The sequence below is a fragment of the Leptospira biflexa serovar Patoc strain 'Patoc 1 (Paris)' genome (genome assembly GCF_000017685.1).
Taxonomy (GTDB): Bacteria; Spirochaetota; Leptospiria; order Leptospirales; family Leptospiraceae; genus Leptospira_A; species Leptospira_A biflexa.
Genome location: NC_010843.1, coordinates 67287 through 90920 on the forward strand (window position 1 = coordinate 67287; position 23634 = coordinate 90920).

The window sequence follows — 23634 nt, forward strand, 5'->3', positions numbered from 1 at the left end:
GTTTTCAGCAAAATGATTTATTTTTAGGCAAAATGAAAGTCAAAAGAATGTATATGGTGGATACAAAATGCTTATATACTGTAATTTACGTCTAAGATATAAGCATAGATGGATACAGTCTAAAAACTAGCGCAGTACAAGAAAGAAGCGAACTGCAACTTCCATAGGAAGATCGCTTAAATCCCAGCGCACCCAATCGGAGGCATCGTAGGCTTGTTTTGCATGTTGCAAGGCATCACCGAAGCCTTCGGATGGGTTTTCCAGGGAATCAAGGAGGGCCATCGACTTTTCGTAAGCGAGTTTGGTTTGGAAGTGAAGGGTCTTATTTGGCAATTCCAAATAAATGATTTTTTCAGAGTTTGGAATCCATTCCCCCTCTAGGTTTTGTATCCCATTTCGGATGGAATGAAACCTGTAACCATTTTCAAATGATGCAATCGAATAATGAGTGTTCGATTTGGGCAAAATCCAAAAATAATACTGGGAACCAAATGAAAGATACCCTAGGAAGAGGATGAGGATTCCCCAATACATATTCTTTTGATGGCCTTCTCGAAAGTTGAAAACAAAGATAAATGCGCCGAGGTGGCCGATCGCAAGGAGTGAAACTAAAAAATACCAATTTGCACTCAGGATTTTATGTTTCCATGCGATTGGGAACGTAAGCGCAGTCGTTACGTTTGTCGGCAAACTTTCTTTTTTTAAGTTGGAAATCGTATTGTACCTATCTGGTTTCGTAACTGTTCCCTTGTTTGTATGATCGGAGAACTCATGTTTCACGAGAAGGCCTTTGAATGGTTTTCCGGTTTCAGTTTCAACTGGGAGGGGTAACACTCGAAACCATTTTTTCATTTCACGAGAGAGTGTCGCATACCGACTGAATTCATCCTTAGAATCCTTGTATCGTTTCACGGAAACTTTTGCGACGGGAAGTAACAAACTGGAATTATGGTGCAAATAAATTGTATCGGTATACCTCGTTCCATCTTTTTTGGATTCAGATTCCGATTTGATTTGATAGGAAATAAATTCTGCAATGGGAAAACTAATATCGGGTTCGTTTGAATCCCCAAAAGAAATTTGGCCACTTGGTTTATCGATTTTAAGTTGGTAAACAAATTCATCTTTTTCTCCATATGACTGGTAACATAGATAACTAAATGGAAGAAAGGTAACCAAGGTAAATAGAAACCCCATTTTGCCAATCTGGGTTCGTTTCCAAATCCAAATCCCTGAGAAGGCAAAAACAATCCAAAACACAATTCCAAAAAGGAAAAGGTATAAATTAAAGGTAACGGCTTTCACCAAAACCACATCAGATAAAAAAGTTGTTTCCACAGCGTAAAAAAAATCTTTGATTTTTTGTTTTTGTCAACTACCCTATGGCGATGAATTTTATATTTTCAAGACTCCGCAGTGGGATCTTTGCCCTTTTGTTTTTAGGTTTTTTCCCCTTTGGACTATTTGCAAAAGAAATCCCGAACTTGGAAAGGCGAGTCACCTGGGAAGAAGGAACAATTCCAAAGGAAGAAGCAGAGCTTTTGGAGAACATTTTAAAGGAACACGAAGAAAAAACTTCTAACCAATTTGCAATACTCGTCGTACGTTCGTTAGATGGTGAAATATTAGAAGAATACAGTTTAAAAGTCTCCGAAAATTGGAAACTGGGACAAAAGGGGGTTGATAACGGAGTTCTCATTTTACTTGCAACAGAAGATAAAAAGGTTCGCATTGAAGTGGGTTATGGTTTGGAAGGAGTCCTAACGGATGTTTATTGCAAACGAATCATCCGAGACAAATTCATTCCTCAGTTTCGTAAAGGAGATTATGCAAAAGGAATTCGTTTAGGATTGGATGAGTTACTCACAACTGCATACCTGGGAAACACGCCAGAAGAACCTTCCTTATTCGAAAACTTTCAATCGTTTCGAGGTGTTGATTTCAAAGGCAATTGGTTTTTATACCCCGTGGGAATCTTATTTGTTTCCGTTCTCTTTATATTTGCGGTGATCACATCCTTTCACTATGAAGACACAGGCATTGGGATGTTTGTATTTGTTTTGGTGTTTTTCCAATGGTTGCCCACCATGTTTTTTGGCTATTACGCTTGGTTAGGTTGTAATTTGGTTTACATCCTCGGTTTTTCTTTTGTTCGCCTAACAAGAAATAGAGTGAGTTGGGTGAAAAAAATGGCAACAAAAGTAACGGACAATGTGATGTTTTCCTCTGGTGGCTTCTCAAGCAGTGGGGGGAGTGGTTCTTCTGGTGGGTCTAGTGGAAGTTTTAGCGGAGGAGGAGGGAGTTTTGGGGGAGGTGGTGCTAGTGGCAGTTGGTGATGGGCAGATGGGGGGACGAAGACCTAAGGTAGAAATTCAAACTAACAGAAAGTGAACCGATCAGAATGCGAACAATTTTGGAATCTGGAAATCAAATTGGTTTTCCAAAAGGCAAAGAAATAGCATTTGTAATGACTTAGAGAGACAGCTAAAGTCAGTAAAATTTTTAACAAATGATTTTAAACGATTTTGTTTTAAATGTAAGTTATGCGAAAATTTTAGGGCGCTTCTATTTTAATAAATTTCGATCGTCCGTGCTAGCTAAAAGAACATAAAAAGTTGTTGTTACCAATTCGGGAACATGTACCTATTGGCTTGTGAGGGTTATTTCAAGAAAAATATTGAGAGATTTCTACTCTATACCTAAATACTCTGATTCTAAAATTCCGATCGAAGTTTGGTTTAAAGAGACTTCGAAAGCTTTCTGGAAATCACCTTCCGATATTAAAGAAAAATACAGAAATGCTAGTTTCCTTAAGGATAATAGAATCATTTTCAATATTCATGGAAACAAATACAGGCTAATTGTGAAAATTCATTACAATCTACAAACTGTATTTATAAGGTTTATAGGAACTCACGAACAATATGATAAAATCGATGCTGAGGTGATTTAAATGAACATTAAACCTATTAAAAATAAAAAAGATCATTTAGAAGCACTTTCTGAGATAGAAAAACTCTGGGATGCTAGGAAAAATACAACTGAATACGACAGATTAGATATTTTAATTACCTTAGTCGATGCTTACGAAACTAAACACTATCCTATAGACGATCCAGATCCAATTGAAGCTTTAAAATCGGTCATGGATGATAGGAATATGAAAAGTGTTGATTTAGGAAATTTAATCGGCGGGCGAAGTCGTGCCACAGAAATCCTAAGTCGTAAAAGAAAGCTCACTTTAGAAATGATTAGAAAAATAAATCAAAACTTGGGAATTCCTACTGACATTCTTGTAAAAGAATATAAAATCAAATCTTCAAAGACAGGAAGAAAAAGAACGCCAACCGTGGCCTAATTTCTTTACAAGAACTACTGCACATAACAACAACTTACTGCTACGCTTCGGGGAACTTTGGTAAGCTTATGATTGCCTAAAACTCAAGCAAAACTCTATGGCTAAAAAAACTTAGTAGTGAGAAACGAAATTCGATGAACCGACAACGAATCTCTAAATTGATTTGGATTTGATCCCAATCCAATCGAGAATCTTTTCGGCCGCTTCTTCTTTGGAAAGTTTTGTTAGATTCAGTTTGAAATGTGCCGCTTCTTGGTACACGGGAAGTCGTTTTTCTAAAATACTTCTGTAAGTCGTGATTTTAGAAAGGTCGGGTCTTGTTTTGTCACCCTTTACTTTTTCCACAAGTTCTTCGATGCCTCGTTCTAAGTAAACAATCCGGCCTATTTTTCGTAAGAGGTCTAATTTCCGTTCGCTTAAAACTTCGTTTCCAGATTCATCCAAATCAAATAAAATCCCACCACCACAATCCAAAATGATTCCGTTCGCATTTTGAAGTTTTTGCAAAATAGAATATTCTAATTCTCGAAAGGCCTTCCAACCATTGTTTTCCACAAATTTGGGGATGGGTATCCCGCCTGTTTCATATACGGCAACGGAATCTGTGGAAACAACAGGGATTTCTGATTGTTTGGAAAGAGAACGGGAAACCTTTGATTTTCCCGCTCCCCTGGCGCCAATCAAGATGATGTTCATCATAGTTTGGACCCGAAATTGAGTTTATACATTCAACAAATCAGCAAGGCCTGCTTGCAAATCTGGGATATGGACAAAATAAGTTTCAATATCTGCATCAGTAACACCTGTTTGGCTGAGTGCAAACGGTGAAATGGGAACCGATTCACCACCGATATCAATTCCAATCCCAGATACAACGATGAGGATACTTGCAAGGTGAACAACAGACGTGAGTAGAGGATTGACTTTCGATGTTTCAGGTGTGAGGTAATTTGCCACGACATCAGTGAGTTCTGGAGGGAAGTTCCATCGTTTTAAAAGGTTTTCCGAAACTTCCATATGCGTGTAGCCAAAGTATTTTTTCTCTAGAGTGGAGAATGGTTCTTGGTTGTCTTTTAAGTCTGTTTTGATTTGCATCATCACAGGGCTAAAAAACTGAGCAAGGACAATCTTTCCAACACTACAGAGAAGACCTGAAGTAAATGCTAAGTCTTTATCAATTTTTAACTTTTTGTGTTGTACGATTTTACTCGAAAGTTCGGCCACTAGTAATGATGACGTCCACAATTGTGCAGCTTCTAATTGGTAACTATTGAGGTCTTGGGCAAGAATTCCTTTCGCTGCCGTGAGGAGGACAATTTCTTTTACGGTTTTGATCCCGAGTGTCATCAGTGCTTCTTGGACAGTACGAATGGGTTTTGAGGCACGGTAATAAGCAGAATTAGAGAGTTTGATGACGTTCGCAGTGATGGCAGGGTCTTTCGAAATTTCCTGAGCTAAGTCTGCAATTTCTACATCTGGTTTTTGTAATTTTTCCAAAACTTTGGATACAACCGATGAAATGGCCGGTAATTTGTTTACGTCTTGTAATACTTCATCAACTTTTGATTTTAGCATATCGCCTAACGCACCTTATACAGGTATTTTTCCATACCAGCTTTTTTTAGCAAAAGACGACCGTCTTCACAATAAAGACTAATCGTCCTTCCTTCGTTTCCCGATACATCTTCAACGATGATGGGGATTTTTTTTTCTTCCATAAACTTTCTGACGACGAGAATGTTTTGTTCCCCAATATTCTGTAAAAATTGAGAATTGATCCCTTTGAACATAGAAGCACCACCAAAGATTCGACAGGAATACTGTCCAATATTGGATCCTTCTTTTTTCATCATATCAATGAGGATCGGGAGAGCTGTTTCGCCATATTTATGAGGGAACTTACTCATGTCTTTTCCTGTAGGATCTTTTGCGAGCATGATGTGTGAGATGGCGCCGATTTTTTGGTCTGGGTCATACAATACGATTCCAATACAGGAACCCAATGTAGTCCGGAGAATATCCGTATCTTTCCCGACCTTAATGTCAGCGATTCCCACATTGATGATTTTGGATTTTATAGACATTCTACTTGTTTCTAGAGTGAGGAACCGTTATTTAGGTATAATAGATAGTCACTTCTCCTTATGCGTTCAATCAAAAAAACTACTCCAACTAGAAAATCTACCAAAAAAGGTTTCAAAACCAAAGAACCTTACCTGTTTAAAACCATTGACAAAACAGAAGTCCATATTTTAGGAACTGCCCATATTTCCAAACAAAGTGTGGAAGAAGTTGAAAAAATGATCCAAAGCATCAAACCAGATGTCATTTGTGTTGAGTTATGTGAATCACGGATGAAGTCAGTGGAAGACCCTGACTATCTTAAAAAATTAGATATCTTTAAAGTATTCAAAGAAAGAAAGATGTGGTTACTTTTATCAAGTCTCATCCTTTCCTCTTTCCAAAAAAAAATGGGGAACCAGGACATAAAACCAGGAGATGAGATGCGAAAAGCCATCACTCTTGGGAGGACTTTGAAAAAACCGGTTCTTGCTGTTGATCGAGAAATCCAAACCACTCTCAAACGTTCTTGGGGTAATGTTGGTTTTTTTTCTAAGATGTATCTTTTCAGTGCACTCCTTGCGTCCTTACTCGTGAAAGAAGATGTTTCGGACGAAAAAATTGAAGAGATGAAATCGGATGATATCTTAAAAGATTTATTCTCTCAAATTCCTAAAAAATATGAATCCGTGAAAAATGTCATCATCGACGAAAGGGACATATACCTAGCCGAAAAAATCAGACAGGCCACTTTGGATCGAAAGGTAAAAAAAGTAGTCGCTGTTGTGGGAGCAGGGCATCTTGCAGGGATTGAAAGGAATATTGATCTACAAAACGACTTGTCTCTGTTAGACGAAGTTCCGAGACGGAACCTTTGGGATAGTTTCAGTTTGATTTTGTATCCTGTATTTTTTGCAGGCCTCATTGGTTACACTACTTGGAGCCAAGGCGGAGAAGCAGGGATGGAACTATTTTCCAAACTCATTTACATCAAAGGGGGACTTGCGGCCCTTGGAGCTCTGATTGCTTGGGCCCATCCCATTTCCATCATCCTTGCGTTTATCACGGCACCCATCGGAACCTTCGTACCTATCTTCAAAGCAGGTTGGGTGAGTGCCCTCTCAGAATCCTATCTACGAAAACCATTGGTGGAAGATTTTGAAAGGATTGCAGAAGACTCGGAAACATTTGTTGGATTTTGGAAAAACCGAGTCCTTCATATCTTTTTGGTTTTTTTCTTACCACAATTCGGATCTACGATCGGGACCTTCATCGTAGCAGGAAAAGGCTTGCGGAATTTGTTTTAAATGGATAGAATGTGAACAAGGATTCGTCTAATATTTAGGAAACCAGCATGAAACGTCAGGCAAGTTTTGGATTCATTCTACTGTTTCTCTTGTATTTGGGATGTAAGTCGTCTCTCTTTGGGGTATGTATTTCTGCAGATTCCTTTGTGAATACGTCTTCGGTCCCTCCTTGCCACCAAACGGCAGCAGATGACTCTACTGAAAAAGACAGTTGTGATTGTCCCATTGTCTTTCAATCTCTCCAAACCGTAGCAGACTCATCTCCTTCTCTCGGAAAACCACTGGAAACCGTTGTGATTTGGAACCATCTTCGTTCAGATCCATTCTCCCTCTCTCCCTACGATTCCAAACAAATTTCGTTCCCAAAAACCAAACAACCTAACTCGTCTTATTTCCCCACACGAACCATCCGTCTTTTGATTTGAAAATGACACACCTCGTTTGTAGGTGCATTTTGTTTGTTTCGAATTTCAAATTAATTATAACAAAAGGACTATTATATGAATCGCAAAGAATTATTACAAAAAGCAGGGATGGCAGTGGCTGTTTCTGGAATTTTATCGACACTTTCTGCAGAAGACCATGACCATTCAACTGCGATGCCAACGGCTGGGAAATCCAAGTATGCAAAAGCGATGATGGCTGCCATCCATTGCCAATTGTCTGCTGAAGTATGCCTCAGTCATTGCATCACCGAACTTGGTAAAGGTGATAAAGCGATGGCTGCATGTGCCGCTTCCACACGAGAAGTGATTAGCCTTTGTGACTCGTTTGTGAAACTTGCGAGCCAAAACTCATCGTTTACAAAAAAACTAGCAAACCTTTGTGTGGAAGTTTGTGAGGCTTGTGCCAAAGAATGTGACAAACATGCAAACCATCATGCAGTCTGTAAAGAATGCCGTGATAGTTGCCTTGCTTGTGCAAAAGAGTTGAAAAAAGTTTAAATCTAGACTGCTTTGAAGTTTAGGAAGCTGTCCATCGTTTGGTGGACAGCTTTTTTTATTTGTTTCGTTTGGTTGTTTTCTTTTTGGCTTTCGGTTTTGAAATCACCTTAGATTGAGTGACCGGCTTAGTTGTGGTTTTTGGTTTGGGACTCGCTTTCGGTTTCGCCTTAGCTTTTTTAGGTGATGATTTTGTTTTTGTTAATTTGATTTGGTTCTTTTTATAAACTGCTGGTTCATATTTAGAAAAATCCACTTCTATTTTTTTAGGGACGGCAAACTCAGGATTTGCCTTGGGACTTGGTGTGAGATTCACATTGTCTTTGGGAGTACCTAAAAATTCACGTAATGTCCTAATGTTTTCTGTTCGTCTCACCAGGTTATAATTTCCAGGAATATCAAACCAAAGATCCCGCCCTTGACCAAACTCTGTACTTTCTTGGGGTGGGAAACTAAAGTCTTCGATTGCCGAAAGCGGTTGGAACAATGGAAAAAATAAAGCGTTTTTATAATTGGTTTTTACCCAATCGGACTCAAATCCCCAATATGAATATCTGGTGTTTGTAAAACGATCGGAACCATGGAAAGGTGTTCCTAAAGTGATGAGACGTTTTACCTTTCTTCTTGCTTCGTCAGGCAAAATTAAAACCAAAAGTCCACCCGTGTTATGAGCAATCAACGTGACTTCGTTAGGTGCCGTTAAAATTTGTTTGGCAAGGTATTGTACTGCTTCTTCCAAAGATGTAGGATTTCTTAATGTGGACAAAATCCCCACTTTGAATCCTAAATTGTCTAAATTAGATTTTAACCTTGCATAATAAAAACGACCAGCCTTAAACCCAGGGACAATGAGGATGTTTTTATCTTTGTTGTTTTCAATCGATAAATGACTAGGGAGGTAAAATGACACTAAAGCCCAAAATCGTTCCAGATATTCAATGAATCGAAACATGAATTAAATGATTCAATCTGACACAATTCTTGTCTATGAAAATCGATCTCATGGGAAGAATTCCTGAATTGACCGATAACCGTACCCACTTAGGATTGCCTTTTAGTAAGCTATGTTCCATTTGGTACGTGTCATTTTTTCTATTTTGGTTCTACCGTCCGTCATTTGGGCAAGCCCTGGCAATTATGAGGAAGCCGCCAAATTACTCCCACAAATTTGGGAGACAAAATACCCACTTCCTTATGGGAAACTCCTCCGAAAGGACCCGCTGAACCAAGGAATCCGACAGATTTCTCGCAAAAAAGGGAAGTATTGGGTGTACAATTTTGAAGTTTTTATGCCAAAGTATGAGAGAAAAGGGACAACGGCCGTTCCTAAAGAAGAAGGTCGCAACATCCATGTCTTTTTTTTCTGGAATCCGGGAATTTCCGAAGAACCCCACCGGATTGAACTCGGGGAACCACATGAAGGGAAATGAAATGGAGAAAGAAACCTCAGACCAATTGATTCGCGAAACCATGAAAACGGCCGGACTTTCGGACTCGTTCATTGCTGATTTTATTCAAAAGGTAGATGCCGTTCGGAATGGAGAAACGGGCATGGTTCGTTGGGAGGAAGTGGGAGATTTGGACCCAAATGCCGACGAAATTTCTTTAGAAGAAATCCATAGTTCTTATCCTCTTGATCGGGCTCTCCTTTCCAAACTTGTAGTCATCAAACTGAATGGTGGGCTTGGGACGAGCATGGGCCTCGACAAAGCAAAGTCTCTCATCCCGATCAAAGGTACATTGTCCTTTCTTTCGGTAATGTCCAAACAAATTGAATTCTTACGAACCAAGTTTGGTATTGAAGTGCCCCTTCTTTTTATGGATTCATACAATACCCAAGAAGATTCACAAAAAGAATTAAAACTAAATGGCTTCAAACAAACATTACGTTCCAGTTTTTTGCAACACAAAGTACCAAGGTTGGATGCAAAAACCTACGCACCCATTCAATCCAAGGTAGAAAAAGATAACTGGTGCCCTCCTGGTCATGGTGATATTTATTTTACGATGATGGAAGAAGGGATTTTGGATGAACTTTTGAACAAAGGTTTTGAAATTGCATTTCTTTCCAATGGTGATAATTTAGGGGCAACTGTTGACCCACAAATAGTTTCTTATTTACTCAAGGAAAACATCCATTTTGCAATGGAGATGACACCAAAAACGTTAGCTGATAAAAAAGGTGGCGCCATCTACCGTAAGTTAGTTGGCGGTAAGATGACTCAATATGAACTTTTGGAAACGGCACAAGTACCGAAAGAATATGAACATGAATTTAGTGGACTCGGAAAATTTAGAACGTTTTCTACAAACAATCTTTGGATCAACTTACGTGCTTTAAAGGAAAGATTTAACCAAGGTAACTTTTCCCTTTCTCTTATCGTCAATCCAAAACAAGTAGATGGAAAAGACATCATTCAATTGGAAACAGCCATGGGAAGCGCCGTCGGGAATTTTTCCAAATTCAAAGGGATCATCATACCAAGAGATCGATTTGCACCTGTGAAAAAAACCGAAGATTATTTGATCAGGCGCTCCGATGCGTATGTATTAAATGAAGATTTTTCATTGACCATGGCCAAAGAACGAAAAGAAAAAGGCCTTGGCGAAGTGCTTGTCTCTTTGGATGAAAAACATTATAAAAAAATCCAACAATTTGATGCACTCTTTGTTTCTTTACCATCCTTGTTATATTGTGAAGAATTGGTGGTTGAGGGAGAGGTTTTATTTGATGTTCCTGTGACCATCAAAGGAAAAGTGAAATTCCAAAACACATCGGGGACACTCAAAAAACTATCTTCATTAAACAAAACGGATTTTGAAAATCAAACCATTACCTTATGAAAGGGTTTGTTCATTCTATTTTCATAACTATTTTTCTATTTTGTAGTTGTGGAGCTCCGTTTTCGTTTCGATCTGCCTGTTACGAACGGAACAAATGTTCTACCATTGAAGGTGCCTGTTTTTTGCGTAACGATGCCTTTTATCGAATTTCCACCGGGGCTTCAGAGTACAGTAACACTGATTTGGCGGCAATTGTGGGGAGTTGTATCGGATTGGAAAACGTATGCCGGAAAAATTGTGAAAGTGGAACTATCTTTTAATTTGAAGTTTTAATCTTTCCTACATTTGTTCGCCGACTGGGAATTAAAGCAAAATATCGCATGACTTGCGAATGTTTCATTCTCGAATGAAGGAAAGTTGGCTTTTTTCAGGTACCAATCCTTTGTCTTCAAATTCGCCAGACAGGGATTCGTAATTTGGAGAGAGTTTGATTTTCCATTTCCCTTTTTCTTCGATCAAATCAGAATCCACGATGTTTTTCCCACGAAAGATTTGATTTTCATTCCATTTCATTATGATGTTGCCTTCGACATCTTCCGCTTCAATGGTCAATCGAACAGGTTTCACTTTGTTTTTGCCATCCCAATACATAGCCGTCCAAGGTCCGATAAACTTCTGTATGGCGGATTCACCAAAAGTTTTTACTTTTTTAACATCTTGTATGGTCTCGGATAAAACAGCCGTAACAGGAACCGAATATAAACTTTCCCCAATCCCTTTTTGAACCGATTGGATCACAAAAAAGTAAAACTGGTTTTTGGCTAAGTTTTGTAATTTAAAATTGGTATCGGAAGTTTCTTTCACCAAACTCCATTCTTCTTCATTCTTTTTTCTCATGAGAATTTTATAGGAAGTTACCTTTGGTATGGCATTCCAACTAAACCAAAATTCACCCGACTTCCGGTTTTCAGTGACGGTTAGATTTGGCGCCTTAAGGCTCAGTGACCTGCCCGCAATAAGAGAAGCATATCCAACATCAGGTTCCGATGGTAGGCTAAACATTTCTCCTTCAAATTCAGATGTGACCGCATAAAACGATTCCTTCCCAGAAGGGTCTTCCTCTTTGAATTGTAATTCAGTTGTTTTGGCAATTCGTTTCCATGTACCACTTGTTTTTCGAAAGATATGATAGGCAAGGGCACTCGGAGAACCTTCCCATTGTAAGACGGTAACTCCAGGATACAATCCTTTTGAAGCTGTAAAATGTTGTGGTCTTGGTTTTAAAACTTCAGAAGGGTCTAAATGGGCCGAAACATAAAAACTTGCTTCCCCTTCTAATTGGTTTCGTTCGGGAACCACTTGGTAAATTTCATTGTCTCCGTTGCGACTTGCCTTTAGGTCGGTGTAGGTATTTTTTTCAGTTTTACCTAAAAACCGAAAGATCCGTGCCATTGCATTCCATTTGTATACAATGTAGGTAGTGGGGATGGATTGATTGTCCCATTCCAATACAATCCGATCATTTGTTGGGGCGACGGAAGCTCGTAAATTGGTGACAGGTAAAATACCTGCCGTTTTTGTTGGTTCTGACGCATAACCATCGTTTGAGTCTATAGATGGTTTTGAAAGATAATTTTCATCTAAACTTGCCACTCGGTAATGATAGGCGGTGTTTTTTTGAACACCAAAATCATCGAAGTAAGGTTGTTTGGAAAGTCCAACAAGTTGGTATTTGGTGTCAATTTTTCGTTTTCGATACACTTCGTATCCAATGGCTCGTTTTTCGCTCGACCAAGAAATCCGAATTCGATCTGAAAAGTCTCCTCTGGAGGCATATACCTCTTTTGGTGGGAACAAATTGTGTTCACCAAATTCTAAAGAATCCAAGTGGCTCATCAATTTTGATTCCGATAACAATTGGTTTTCTTCGGCTGAATCGGCCACATAAATTGATTTTGTATGTTTTGGAAAACTTTCGTAAGAAATCCAAAGATACCCTTGGTCTCCCCATTGTGTTCCCCAAGTATTCCATACTTTAAATGCTTTCTTTTTATCATTAAATCCAAGAACTACAAGTGATTGGGCGCCTAACACCTCACCACTCCCTTGTTGGAAGACCACATCTGGTTTTGGATTTAAAAAGTTTTCATAAACCAAATAACCGATTAACACTGGTTTTTTTTCTGTTAACGCGAGTTTGACGGAGTTTAGATCATGAGGTTCAATTTTGTAAATTCGGTTGAGTCTAACTTTTCTACCCAATTCTACAATATTGGCTTTGGGCCTTGCTCGTAAACTTGTGTTCCCTTCGTTCATTTGTTCGATGGGAACCGAACCACGACTGGTAGCGAGTACCAAGGCATCAAGTAGAGAAACGGCTTGGTCTTTTCCACTATTCAATTGGTTGTAAATGAAATTGGCGGAGTAGAGAAGTTTTTGTCCATTCGCGGAACTTGGGCCGATGGAAGATAAGTTTCGAATCCCTTTTTTCTGTGCTTCTAAATAGGAAATGAGTCCATACCCAACCGTGTATCCGACATTGTCTTTCCCACTCCCTTGGTCGATGGGAGTTGGAAAATCGGAACTCAAATCAAGAGTTGATGGTAAATCGGAACTTGTTAGTTCTGAGGCGTAGGGTGGGATACTTTGGTAAAGTGCAAAAGGATCTGGGGTTAGGCCTGGTTTTTTCAACGAGGATTTTGTTTCCGTTTTCCCAGTGATTGGTTTTGATTGGAAGCCAACGATGATGAGACTCACCATCACGAAGAAAGTCCCAAGAGCAATCTTTTGTTTTGTATTCTGAAACATCTTAATCCTCTTCTAAATCAAAACTTATCGGCAATCGATGAGACATTCGAGTTGGTTTTCCCTTATCATATCCGGGTGTGAATCTTGCTCTTTGGATGATCCTGATCGCAGCTTCATCAAACCCATACCCAGCCCGTCCAGAAACAACTCTCACGCTTTGGAGTACACCTTGTTCGTCTACTTGCACTGAGACCACTACCGTTTTTTGACTGATGTTTGCGGCTTTCGCCGCTTCTGGGAAATAGGCTTTTAAATCGAAGTCAATGATCGGAGTTGGTGGTTTGTCGCCGTTATAAGAAAATAGATAGCCGTCTTTATCAGTTCCATTCCCTGAAAGTTGGTTTGGATTGATATCAGAATTATCGGGTTGGTCTTCCGCATCTTTGTTTGAACCTTCCACCCATTCTTGTTTTTCAACAGGTGCTGGGCTTGATGTCCCACCAATGAGTTCTGGTGGAATTTCTTCGAAGGAAACATCTACATCTTCCATCGAAGTTTCTTGGAACGCCGCCTCACTTGGTAACGTAAGGATAAAGTAAACCAAATAACAGAATACATGCAAACTCACAGAAGCAAAAAGACTGGCCCGGAAGAGCCCGAACCGTCTGAGTTTGTATTGTAAGAACAATGTAAATGACTTCATAAAACTAATGTTTAATGGTGTATATTAGGTGTGGAGCTAGACGATTGGTTGTGTTTCCCACTCGTGATAAAACTTGCATGGATTTCTTTGGAAAGGATTTCCAATTGCCCAATCACTAGTTTCATTTTACGTGTGAAGTAGTTATTTGCCATTACCACAGGGATCGCCACAGCAAGGCCTGCAGCTGTCGCAAGGAGTGCAGTCGAGATACTTCGCATCACCACTTCAGCTCCAGAGTTCCCTAATGTCCCCAAACCATAAAATGCTTTGATGACCCCAAGAACTGTTCCCAAAAGTCCAATAAACGGAGTGTTGTTCCCGAGTGTATTCAAGATGGGAAGGCGTTCTTCTAAACTGAGTTTTTCTTTTAGAATTTTCCCTTCCATGAGCTCAGATAAACCCTTGTGGTTTTCCTTTTCACGCTCTAATACAAAATGAATGAAACGAGTGTAAGAATTTTCCATAGGATGGCTTTCGAGTAATTTCTCAGTGCCTTTTAGATCTCGGTGGCGGATGAGGAGGGTGAGTGAATCAAGTAACGATTCTGATTCTTTGTTAAAATTGCGTTTATAGACAATCAACCTTTCGATGAATACAGCAATGGCGAGGATGCTCGCGAGTAACATAACGAGGAAGATGATTTTTTCCCCAATGTCTACGAATTCTTGCATTTTGGAACCTTCTAACGGACAGAATCCAATCCCTGGGACTACAATCAAAGAGAAAATTTGCAGAAAAAGAACTTCGGTTGATCCCAAGTCCACCTCAAAGAAAGAATGATTCCAAGGATTGGTATGAAGGCAAAAAACATTCTTCTGAACAGTTTTGGGGTTCTTTTTTTTGGTTTCGGCGTTTTTCTCGTCGTGTTCTATGCTACAAAATCTTGGGAGACCTTTCTCCAAATTTGTCCGAACAAGGACTTTTTGTCTTGGGATGAAAATATACGACTAAACCAAGTCCTCGATCAGTATGTGGATTTTCGAAACGGGAATTGGTTTTACGGAGTGATGCCATTTTTAGAAAGCCCTACTTGGCCACCACTACGATCCATTTTAACGTTTGTTACATTGTATTTGCCGATTGATACTTTGGAAACGTATAGAGATTCCTTTTTGGGTTTGTTCTTTTTAATTTTGGTTTACCCAAGTTTGGTTTATACATCCTTTCGTATGACCAAATCTGTTTTTTGGTCGGGTTTATTTTCTAGCTTAGTATTTATCTTAACCATTCAAACCGTGGAAGTGCCAGCGTATTCTCTCTCTTCCATGTTAGAAACCCAATCCATGTTTTTCCTTTTACTCTCCATTTATACAATTTATCGTTTGTATGACAGAGACAATCGTGAACAAGAGATTGATGGAACGACCAAATGGATGGTATTTTTTTCCTTATTTGGTTTTTATTTCACAAAGTATCCCTATGGAATTTTGTTTTTCATGGCATGTTTTGCTTATGAACTCATTCGTTCCCCTGGGAAATATAAAGAAGTTTTGTTGTATCTACTCAAACATTATGCGAAAGGAATCCGACTCCTGTATCTTGTGTTTGTTGTGCTCATGGTATTTTCGCTGCCAGTGCTCCGTGTTGTCACAAAAATTAATTTAAATCAAAAGAGTTTCAAACAGTTTATGTTTGGAATCACCTTGGTGTTGTTTGTTGACCTTTCCATTTATTTTTTTAGAAACCGAGATGCCTTAAAAAAAATATTCCCAAAAACCGCAGTTGTGCTTTGGGCCTATGCCATTTCCCCAGCGTTTTTATGGTTATTTTTAAACCCTGATCGAGTGAACGCCCTCATCGATGCCCAGATGATTGTGAATGCCTACACCAGAAGTTTTTTCCTCACTCTTTGGACTGAACCAGGAAAGGACCCATCTGTTCCCGGTGTGTTTGATTTCATATGGGGATTTCGCACCTTAGTTTTATTTTCCGCATTGTCCTTGTTATACTTTTTTGTGCGCACAAAAGAATCCATTTGGAATAAAATCAAAGACCCACTTGTGGCGGGAACTTTCATTTTATTTTTGGAACTTCTGATTTTAGAACTCACAACGGGGAATAAACAACCACGCCATGTATTACAATTCATCCCGTCCATTGGTCTTGTTGGATTTTTATGGATTTTACGGCTCACTCAACTTGCAGAAAACAAAGTCCAAAAACTCACTTCGGTATTCGTAATCGTTCTTACAACCGTATTTGTGTTTTATAATTCGATGTATGAACAAGGGATTTTATCAGGAAAGTTTTATGATTCCAAAATGTTTTGTTACCGTGGGATGAATGCGGGCGACTTCCAACCAGCGAGGGAGATTGCAGAACACATTGCCCCCGAAAAAAAATACATTCTCATCAATGCCTTCCATTTTCAGGAAAAATACGAAACCAAAGGAAGAGTTTTAGCATCTGATTTTGATCTCGCGATGAAACTTCGCACCTACAAACAAGGGATGGTACGAAATGACAACAAATACCGATGGAAAGATTGGACAAACTTTGATTCTGTTCTTTTATTGAGTGATGTTTGCCCTGAACCTTTTGTTGAAGAAAAATTTGAAAATCGAACAAAAATGTTGAACAGTAAGTCAACATTGCTGTCTACTTACAGAGAGAGTACTGGTATTGCTTGTTTACAGGAATACAAACTCATCAAATAGAGACAAACATTCATGAGTATCGCTTCTTTTTCGATCAAACGACCCATTTTCATTTCTTCCCTTGTGATCATCATGGTGATCACAGGATACATTTCCTTAAAACGGATTGGTGTGGATTTATTCCCCGACATCAACATTCCCTTCGTTGTGGTGTCCACAGTCTACCCGGGAGCAGGTCCCGAAGAAATTGAAACTTCCATTTCCAAACCATTGGAAGAGGAACTCAGTTCCATTTCAGGACTCAAAAGGATCACCTCAAGAAACCAGGAAGGTATCTCCCTTGTATTTGCTGAGTTCAGTTTGACGACTGATATCAAATATGCCGAACAACAAGTACGGGACAAAACGGCAAGGGTCAAACCCCTCTTTCCTGAATCATCCAAAGAACCACTTGTGCAACGGTTTGATCCATCTGACCAACCCATCATGCGGATTTCATTATTTGCGGACTTACCAGAAGGGGAACTCTACGATTTAGCCAAAGAAAAAATCAAAACCAAATTGGAACAAGTGAACAATGTGGGAGCTGTGAAAATCATAGGTGGGTCTCGCCGTGAAATCCACATTGAACTGGATCGAAATAAAATCAATGCCTACCAAGTTCCTGCCCTGGCGATCGGTAACCAAATCAAAAACTCAGGTGTGAATATTCCTGCAGGGAAAGTAGAAGGGGGGGATAAAGAAACTTCGTTTCGAACCGTTGCAAAGTATGAATCCTTATCCCAAATCGAAAACACTGTTGTGTCCTTTGGGGGAGAGTTTGGAAGGGGAGTGCTTGTCAAAGACTTAGGGTTAGTGAAAGACACCTTACAAGACCGCCAAACACTTGGTTTGTTGTATGCTCCGATCAAAACAGAAGAACACGAAGAACCCTCCATCATCGGAAAATTATTATTCAAATACGATGCACCTAAAAAGGAAAGAGTGCAAAAAAAGGCACTTTTCTTAGATGTTTACAAACAATCGGGAGCAAACACCGTTGAGGTGGCCGACGGGATCCTTTCCAAAATTGATACCATCAACGACCAAATCAAAGACTATAAAGGGGCTCCCAAAGTCATCCTCATCCGAGATGGATCCAAATGGATTCGAGCAAACATTGAAGACGTAACCATCGCGATCATTCTCGGGATCTTCCTTGCGGTGCTTGTGGTGTATTTATTCCTTGGCAATGTCCGTTCCACTTTGATTACAGGAATGGCTCTCCCCAACTCCATGTTAGGTGCCTTTATCATTATGTATGCCATGGGATTTACCATGAACGTGATGACTCTACTTGCGCTTTCTTTGGCAGTGGGTCTCCTTGTGGATGATGCCATTGTGGTCCGAGAAAATATCTTTCGTAAACTGGAAGAAGGGGAGTCGGTGATTGTGGCCGCAAGGAAGGGAACAGAAGAAGTCACTCTTGCTGTGATTGGAACTTCCCTCACCGTGATTGCTGTATTTTTACCGATTGGATTTTTATCGGGGATTGTGGGTCAGTTCTTTAAACAATTTGGGCTCACCGTTGTGTTTGCGATGATCATCTCTCTTTTTGATGGTCTCACCGTTGCACCAATGTTATCTGCCTATTTTGCAGGAAAAAATGACATCCACAAAGAAAAAAATATAGTCCTCCGAAATTTTGATAAGTTCCAGGATTTTTTGGACAGAATGTACGGTATCATTATGAAGTTTGCCCTAAAAAAACCATGGGCAATCATCTTGCTTACTTTTTTAACCCTAATCACTAGTATCTTCTCATTGGCATTTGTGAAAAAAACCTTTCTCCCTGCCAATGACCAAGGGGAATTTATGGTGAATGTGGAAATGGCACCAGGGACTTCATTGCATGGGACCTCCGAAATGGTGGAACAGATCCAAAATGAAATCATAAAAAATGTCCCTGAGTTAGAACTCCTCGCAACAGTCGTTGGGAATAATGATGGTGAGTCAAACATCGCAACCATTGGAGTGGCTCTGCTTCCATCTGAGTATCGAAAACGTACCACAGGCGATGTGAAAGACCAAATCCGTGATGTTCTGAAAGCCTACCCACAAGCAAGGCCAAAGGTGAATGACTATTCGGCGATCGGTGGTGGAGTGCAATACCCTTTTAACCTAAACCTTAAAGGGGAAAACTTAAAAGATTTGGAAACATATTCTTTTAAAGTCATGGAAGAACTCCGAAAAATTCCTGACCTGACCGATGTGGATACAACCTACAGAACAGGAAAACCAGAATTCCAAGTGGTTCCTGACCGTGCCAAAATGCAAACTGTAGGTGTGGTTGCGGGAGTCATGGGGGCCGAACTTCGTTACCACATTGAAGGTGGGGAAGTGGCCAAGTATTTGGAAAACGGAATTGAATATGATGTGAGACTCCGCCTCCGAGAAGACCAACGAAACTTACGTAAGTCATTTTATGAAACAAGAGTTCCCAATATCCAAAACAAACTGATCCCCTTAAATGCAATTGCTGTTGGAAAGGAAAGTTCCTCCCCTGCCAGGATCATCCGTGAAGACCGCTCTCGAGTGGTTCCCATCAATGCAAACCTTGCACCTGGAGGAGCCATTGCTTCCGCCTCAGAATCGGCTGTGAAAATCCTCAAAGATAAATTGCCACCACCACCTGGGATCACGTATTCCTTTGTTGGTCAATCAGAGGACTTTAAAGAGTTATTACAAAACATAGTCCTTGCCTTTGGAATGGCATTGATCTTCATTTATCTTGTGTTAGCTTCTCTTTATGAATCGTTCATCACACCGATTACGATTTTATTTGCCATTCCACCTGCGATTTCGGGTGCTTTTTTTGCCCTCGCATTAACAGGGGAGATGTTGAATTTGTTCAGTATGATTGGACTCATCCTCCTCATGGGCCTCGTTGCTAAAAACTCGATTTTACTCGTAGACCATGCCATGCTTGCGATGAAAGAACATGGTATGTCAAGAGATGAAGCCATCTTTGACGCTGGAGCCAAACGACTCCGGCCGATACTTATGACATCACTTGCCATGATTGCGGGGACATTGCCCATCGCACTAGGAATTGGGGAAGCGTCGAAATCAAGAACAGCGATGGGGATTGCCATCATTGGGGGACTTATCCTTTCCACTCTCATCACTCTCATTGTGGTTCCGGCTGTTTTTGGATACATTGACAGGCTTCGTGAAAAAATTGAAGGCGCCTTCCGACCAGAGTATGAGATCAAACCGGAGGATTTGGAGGGGTAATCTTCATCTTTCCTTTGGATGGGCATTGTGTTTTCGATTTTAAACTTGCCCAAACTTTGAATTTGGTGTTCTCTAGCAATCATGTCTAGCGAACGCCGCATTTTCAAACGTATCTCTGAAAAAGTCCATCTCACATACCGTGTGATCCAATCGGGTGCAGCCTCGGCACAGTACCTTCCTAGCGACAAAGGCGAAGGGGATTCGCAAGACATCTCGGAAGGTGGTCTTCTTTTTCGTACAAAGGAACCTATGCCACTCGGAACAAGGCTCGAATTGGAACTCAGGTTCCCTGATGTGAAGTACGTATTGTATCCAAAGGCAAAAGTGGTTCGTTTGGAAGAGTTTGGAGAAGGTGCCTTTTATGAAGTCGGCTTAGAATTTAACCAACTTTTTGAGGACGATAAAAATCTTTTACTCAAACATATCAAACAATTGGAAATATAAAATCACGAGCAAATCCCACTTACCAGATCATAAAAAGATGGTCATGTTATGATCAAAAGAAAGTTTCATAAACTGATGGGGAAGGATTATGATCCGATTTCACTCGTCGCCGTATATTCTGAAATTCTAAATAAACTTTATTTATTGGGGTTTGCTTACACTCTTGCCTATGCACATAGTGTTTATTTAGAATGGGGGAAAGAAGATCCAACCAATTGTTACCTTTCGTTTGTCCAACTTGTGATTAGTTTGGGATTGGTCAGTTTTTCTTTTTTATACAAAGAAGTAACCCAAAAAACATCAAGAATGGTTCGATTGGCTTTTTTTGTCCTTGTCATTATCGAAATTGAAACAGGATTCCATGATCCAGCGATTCCATATTTTGATCCAAGGAATTGGCTCACGATCATTGCACTCATCGGTACATCCTGCTTTTTTTATCCAGGACTTCTTTGGCAATTTATCTTAGAATGGACAATTGTATTTTTTGTTTATTTGGTTCGTGTTCAGTTGAAAAATGAAGGTTCCATTCCGATTGAAACATGGAGAGAAATGTCAACAACTGTCCCCTTGTTTATGGTGGCTTTTTTTCTAAATCATTGGTGGTTCCAAACACGTTACATTGCCGCCTATCGCGGGATGTTACTCGAAGAAAAACGTAGGACTTTTTTCCAAGACATCCATGACAGTTTAGGATCCAAACTCACAGATCTATATTTATTATGCCAATCCATGGATGAAGATCCAAACTCTAACTCATCGGTTCCAATCCAAAAATTAAAAGAACTCTCCAGTTTCGCCTTACAATCATTAAGGAGCCAGGTGCAAGAAGAAGACCAAAGAGAGATTTTACAAGAATCCCTGATTGATGGGATCCATCTTTTGGTTAAAAAAAGATACAAAATGTTAGGTCGAGAAATTTTGATCAAACAAGATTCGATTGATGAAAATACACTCATCCAAATCAAAGAACCAGAGTCGGCGCATCATCTATTACAAATATTAAAAGAGATCACAACAAATGACTTAAGGCATGGAATGGGAAAAACGATCTGCGAAGTTTGTTTAAATACCGAACAAATCCATATCAATTTTTATCCAGAAACGATAGAAGCAAATCCTTCGAACCCAATCGAAATAGAAAAGGAAAAGAATATGACTCAATTTACAGAAATTGGACTCGGGGAAAAAGGAATCCAACAAAGGATTCAATTCTTACAAGGGAATTTGGAGATTCTATCATCTCCCTACCAAATCAAAATACAATTGCCAATCTCTTTATTTGATCTATGAACTCCATCTTGATTGGCATCATCGAAGATAACTTGGATTATTTGAATTCTTTGCTGGAAGTATTGAAACCAAAGGAATCCGTTTCGATCTCCACTTGGAATTCAGCTGAGGATTTTTATTCGAATCCTCCCAAGGAAGAATTACAACTATTGATCCTTGATATTGGTTTGCCTGGAGAGAGTGGGATAGACGTTTTAAAAAAATACCATACAATCGATTCTAGAAAAAGCATCGTGATCTCTTCCCTGCAAACAGATGATGTTATCTTTTCCGCCATCAAATACGGAGCCTCAGGTTATATTTGGAAATCGGAATTGGACTCTCTCTGGGAAACAATTCAAACCATTGTCGAGGGTGGCAGTGTGATCTCTCCCTCCATCGCAACCAAGGTTTTATTAGCCTTTCGAAAACCAGAATTGAATCCAAAACCAACGTTCCCGCCCAAAAACCAAACAGGTTTGGAGATTTTGTCTCCCAGAGAAAGGCAAATATTAGAACTCATCATCGAAGGGGATTCGCCCCAACAAATTGCCCAGCTCTTTGGGACAACTATTGGAACTGTCAGGCAACAAATCAAAACGATCTATAAAAAACTCCAAGTCAATACAAGAGTCCAAATGTTAAAAAAGGCTCGTCTGTTTGGTATCTTTTGAATCAAACAGGAATGGATGATTTTATACCATTTGGTAGATAGACGAAGCCGAAAAAATACCGTATACTTTCCTTCCATTGGAATTGCAAAAGAAAGAAACAAGTCCAAAAGACCAATTGAATCCCTATCTTGGGAATGGCTTACGGATACTCTTTTGGTTAGGAGTGTATTGTTTGGTTTTATTTTTACTCAACTTCAAACACTAGTCCCAAACCTGATACGTTTGGAATGTTTTCCATCGGTGATCCGAAAATCCCATAGAATTTTCCTTTAAATGAATGACAACCTTTACGCGCACCATCGTGTCAAAAACACGGTGGTGTTTTTTTATTTCCCCAGAAGGGATTTGATTTCTTTTAAGAGAGTGGATTTTCCAGACATCAGTTTTGATTCTGAATTTTGGATGGCTTCCATTTTCCCTTCGGTAGAAAAAAACTGTTCGAGAACTGCTTCCCTTAAGGTTTCTTCAAACCATGTTTTGGTTTGGTCCTCTCTATTTTTCGCATAATATCCGTTTGTATTCGTAGTAGTGATATAATCCAAAACCAGATTCCAAATTTCGTCGATCCCTTTGCCACCAAGTCCACTGCAAGTGGTGGCCCTTGGTGTCCATTTGGATTCGGGGGCAGGGAAAAGATGGAGGGCTGATTCGTATTCGGCTCTTGCTCGAGTCGCATACGCTTCGTTTGGTCCATCGGCTTTATTGATGGCAATTAGGTCTGCCATCTCCATGATGCCTCGTTTGATCCCTTGGAGTTCGTCTCCAGCACCCGCAAGCATGAGTAACAAAAAGAAGTCCACCATAGAATGGACTTGGGTTTCTGATTGTCCCACACCCACGGTTTCAATGATGATGGTATCAAATCCTGCCGCTTCACAAAGATACATACTCTCCCGAGTTTTACGTGCCACGCCACCAAGCGAACCACTGCTAGGTGATGGTCGAATGAAGGCATTTTCTGATTTGGATAAAATTTCCATCCTTGTTTTGTCCCCGAGGATGGAACCCCTTGTCCTTTGGCTACTCGGATCAATGGCGAGAACGGCAAGTTTTCGATTCTGTTCTAAAATGAAACTTCCAAAACTTTCGATAAAAGTGGATTTCCCTACCCCTGGAACACCTGTAATCCCGATGCGGATGGAGTTCCCAACCTTTGGCATCACAAGTTCCAAAATGGCTTGGGCTTTGTCGTTATGTGCTTCTAAATTACTTTCTACCAAGGTGATGGCTTTGGAGAGTGCGGTGCGGTTTCCAGAAAGGATCCCTTCTGCTAAGGACTCAGCTGGCACTTCCTTTTTGGAAAGGGATTTCCTTTGGTCACGGATATAAGGGGAGATGGCGGGAGCATCGGCCACACCAGGATTTACCGAAAGGGCTGATTTGGTTTCGGTCCTTTTGTCCTGATCCTTTTCCGTTTGGTCTTCCTTGTTTGGTGGTTCCATTTTGGTTCTGCGGTATGAAATTCGTTG

Annotated in this window: 23 protein-coding genes; 14 read left to right on the plus strand and 9 right to left on the minus strand. The window is 40.0% G+C overall.

What is annotated here, in order from left to right; all coding sequences use genetic code 11:
* Positions 1 to 126 precede the first annotated feature (126 nt).
* On the minus strand, positions 127 to 1338 hold the full coding sequence (locus tag LEPBI_RS17415; RefSeq protein WP_012476544.1) for a hypothetical protein: 1212 nt from the start codon (positions 1336 to 1338) through the stop codon (positions 127 to 129).
* A gap of 50 nt (positions 1339 to 1388) precedes the next feature.
* Here LEPBI_RS17415 and LEPBI_RS17420 point away from each other — a divergent pair, with 50 nt between their 5' ends.
* The 3 genes from LEPBI_RS17420 to LEPBI_RS17430 all read left to right on the plus strand — a co-directional run bounded on the left by LEPBI_RS17420 (position 1389) and on the right by LEPBI_RS17430 (position 3358).
* Entirely contained in the window at positions 1389 to 2336 is a 948-nt protein-coding gene (locus tag LEPBI_RS17420; RefSeq protein WP_226992971.1) for a TPM domain-containing protein, read from the plus strand.
* A gap of 317 nt (positions 2337 to 2653) precedes the next feature.
* A complete protein-coding gene (locus LEPBI_RS17425) occupies positions 2654 to 2953 on the plus strand; it encodes a type II toxin-antitoxin system HigB family toxin (protein ID WP_012476546.1) in 300 nt (99 codons plus the stop codon).
* Positions 2954 to 3358: a helix-turn-helix domain-containing protein gene (locus tag LEPBI_RS17430; protein ID WP_012476547.1), complete on the plus strand. Its 405-nt coding sequence runs from the start codon at positions 2954 to 2956 to the stop codon at positions 3356 to 3358.
* A gap of 153 nt (positions 3359 to 3511) precedes the next feature.
* Here the strand turns inward: LEPBI_RS17430 and LEPBI_RS17435 are convergent, their stop codons facing one another.
* The 3 genes from LEPBI_RS17435 to LEPBI_RS17445 are packed head-to-tail and all read right to left on the minus strand — an operon-like array spanning position 3512 to position 5442.
* A complete protein-coding gene (locus tag LEPBI_RS17435; protein ID WP_012476548.1) occupies positions 3512 to 4057 on the minus strand; it encodes a shikimate kinase in 546 nt (181 codons plus the stop codon).
* A gap of 21 nt (positions 4058 to 4078) precedes the next feature.
* On the minus strand, positions 4079 to 4933 hold the full coding sequence (locus LEPBI_RS17440) for an HDOD domain-containing protein (protein WP_012476549.1): 855 nt from the start codon (positions 4931 to 4933) through the stop codon (positions 4079 to 4081).
* 5 nt (positions 4934 to 4938) lie between these two features.
* The gene (locus LEPBI_RS17445; protein ID WP_012476550.1) at positions 4939 to 5442 is read right to left on the minus strand and encodes a chemotaxis protein CheD; all 504 of its coding nucleotides are present in this window, start codon (positions 5440 to 5442) and stop codon (positions 4939 to 4941) included.
* Between the two features lie 60 nt (positions 5443 to 5502).
* On the opposite strand from LEPBI_RS17445, the gene LEPBI_RS17450 reads away from it, so the two are divergent.
* The 3 genes from LEPBI_RS17450 to LEPBI_RS17460 all read left to right on the plus strand — a co-directional run bounded on the left by LEPBI_RS17450 (position 5503) and on the right by LEPBI_RS17460 (position 7670).
* On the plus strand, positions 5503 to 6726 hold the full coding sequence (locus LEPBI_RS17450) for a TraB/GumN family protein (protein WP_012476551.1): 1224 nt from the start codon (positions 5503 to 5505) through the stop codon (positions 6724 to 6726).
* A gap of 47 nt (positions 6727 to 6773) precedes the next feature.
* Positions 6774 to 7151 carry a hypothetical protein gene (locus LEPBI_RS17455; protein ID WP_012476552.1) on the plus strand — a complete coding sequence of 126 codons (378 nt, stop codon included), beginning with the start codon at positions 6774 to 6776 and terminating at the stop codon, positions 7149 to 7151.
* Positions 7152 to 7226: 75 nt separating this feature from the next.
* Positions 7227 to 7670: a four-helix bundle copper-binding protein gene (locus tag LEPBI_RS17460; protein WP_012476553.1), complete on the plus strand. Its 444-nt coding sequence runs from the start codon at positions 7227 to 7229 to the stop codon at positions 7668 to 7670.
* A gap of 55 nt (positions 7671 to 7725) precedes the next feature.
* Here the strand turns inward: LEPBI_RS17460 and LEPBI_RS17465 are convergent, their stop codons facing one another.
* Entirely contained in the window at positions 7726 to 8619 is an 894-nt protein-coding gene (locus LEPBI_RS17465; RefSeq protein WP_012476554.1) for an esterase/lipase family protein, read from the minus strand.
* Between the two features lie 112 nt (positions 8620 to 8731).
* On the opposite strand from LEPBI_RS17465, the gene LEPBI_RS17470 reads away from it, so the two are divergent.
* From LEPBI_RS17470 to LEPBI_RS19495, 3 genes are read left to right on the plus strand one after another with little or no spacing between them, the layout of a single operon-like run.
* Complete coding sequence (locus LEPBI_RS17470; protein WP_012476555.1) at positions 8732 to 9097, plus strand: hypothetical protein; 366 nt, start codon at positions 8732 to 8734, stop codon at positions 9095 to 9097.
* Position 9098: 1 nt separating this feature from the next.
* Positions 9099 to 10511: a UTP--glucose-1-phosphate uridylyltransferase gene (locus LEPBI_RS17475; RefSeq protein WP_012476556.1), complete on the plus strand. Its 1413-nt coding sequence runs from the start codon at positions 9099 to 9101 to the stop codon at positions 10509 to 10511.
* The gene (locus tag LEPBI_RS19495; protein ID WP_012476557.1) at positions 10508 to 10771 is read left to right on the plus strand and encodes an LA_0364 family Cys-rich lipoprotein; all 264 of its coding nucleotides are present in this window, start codon (positions 10508 to 10510) and stop codon (positions 10769 to 10771) included. The genes LEPBI_RS17475 and LEPBI_RS19495 overlap by 4 nt, the downstream gene beginning before the upstream one ends.
* Before the next feature lie 76 nt (positions 10772 to 10847).
* Here the strand turns inward: LEPBI_RS19495 and LEPBI_RS17485 are convergent, their stop codons facing one another.
* The 3 genes from LEPBI_RS17485 to LEPBI_RS17495 are packed head-to-tail and all read right to left on the minus strand — an operon-like array spanning position 10848 to position 14573.
* Positions 10848 to 13259 (minus strand): fibronectin type III domain-containing protein, encoded by a 2412-nt coding sequence (locus LEPBI_RS17485; RefSeq protein WP_012476558.1) that lies wholly within the window; start codon positions 13257 to 13259, stop codon positions 10848 to 10850.
* Position 13260: 1 nt separating this feature from the next.
* Positions 13261 to 13902: an energy transducer TonB gene (locus LEPBI_RS17490; protein ID WP_012476559.1), complete on the minus strand. Its 642-nt coding sequence runs from the start codon at positions 13900 to 13902 to the stop codon at positions 13261 to 13263.
* Positions 13903 to 13913: 11 nt separating this feature from the next.
* Complete coding sequence (locus tag LEPBI_RS17495; RefSeq protein WP_012476822.1) at positions 13914 to 14573, minus strand: MotA/TolQ/ExbB proton channel family protein; 660 nt, start codon at positions 14571 to 14573, stop codon at positions 13914 to 13916.
* Positions 14574 to 14696: 123 nt separating this feature from the next.
* Between LEPBI_RS17495 and LEPBI_RS17500 the strand changes: the two genes are divergently transcribed.
* The 5 genes from LEPBI_RS17500 (at position 14697) to LEPBI_RS17520 (ending at position 22165) form a co-directional block, all read left to right on the plus strand.
* Positions 14697 to 16559: a hypothetical protein gene (locus LEPBI_RS17500; RefSeq protein ID WP_041770241.1), complete on the plus strand. Its 1863-nt coding sequence runs from the start codon at positions 14697 to 14699 to the stop codon at positions 16557 to 16559.
* A 12-nt stretch (positions 16560 to 16571) separates the two neighbouring features.
* Positions 16572 to 19775: an efflux RND transporter permease subunit gene (locus LEPBI_RS17505; RefSeq protein WP_012476562.1), complete on the plus strand. Its 3204-nt coding sequence runs from the start codon at positions 16572 to 16574 to the stop codon at positions 19773 to 19775.
* A gap of 81 nt (positions 19776 to 19856) precedes the next feature.
* Entirely contained in the window at positions 19857 to 20219 is a 363-nt protein-coding gene (locus LEPBI_RS17510; protein WP_012476563.1) for a PilZ domain-containing protein, read from the plus strand.
* 48 nt (positions 20220 to 20267) lie between these two features.
* On the plus strand, positions 20268 to 21512 hold the full coding sequence (locus LEPBI_RS17515) for a sensor histidine kinase (protein ID WP_012476564.1): 1245 nt from the start codon (positions 20268 to 20270) through the stop codon (positions 21510 to 21512).
* Positions 21509 to 22165, plus strand: coding sequence for a response regulator transcription factor (locus LEPBI_RS17520; RefSeq protein ID WP_012476565.1), 657 nt, complete (start codon positions 21509 to 21511; stop codon positions 22163 to 22165). Before LEPBI_RS17515 ends, LEPBI_RS17520 begins: the two co-directional genes overlap by 4 nt.
* A 326-nt stretch (positions 22166 to 22491) precedes the next feature.
* Here the strand turns inward: LEPBI_RS17520 and meaB are convergent, their stop codons facing one another.
* Positions 22492 to 23607: a methylmalonyl Co-A mutase-associated GTPase MeaB gene (gene meaB / locus LEPBI_RS17530; protein ID WP_012476567.1), complete on the minus strand. Its 1116-nt coding sequence runs from the start codon at positions 23605 to 23607 to the stop codon at positions 22492 to 22494.
* Positions 23608 to 23634 lie beyond the last annotated feature (27 nt).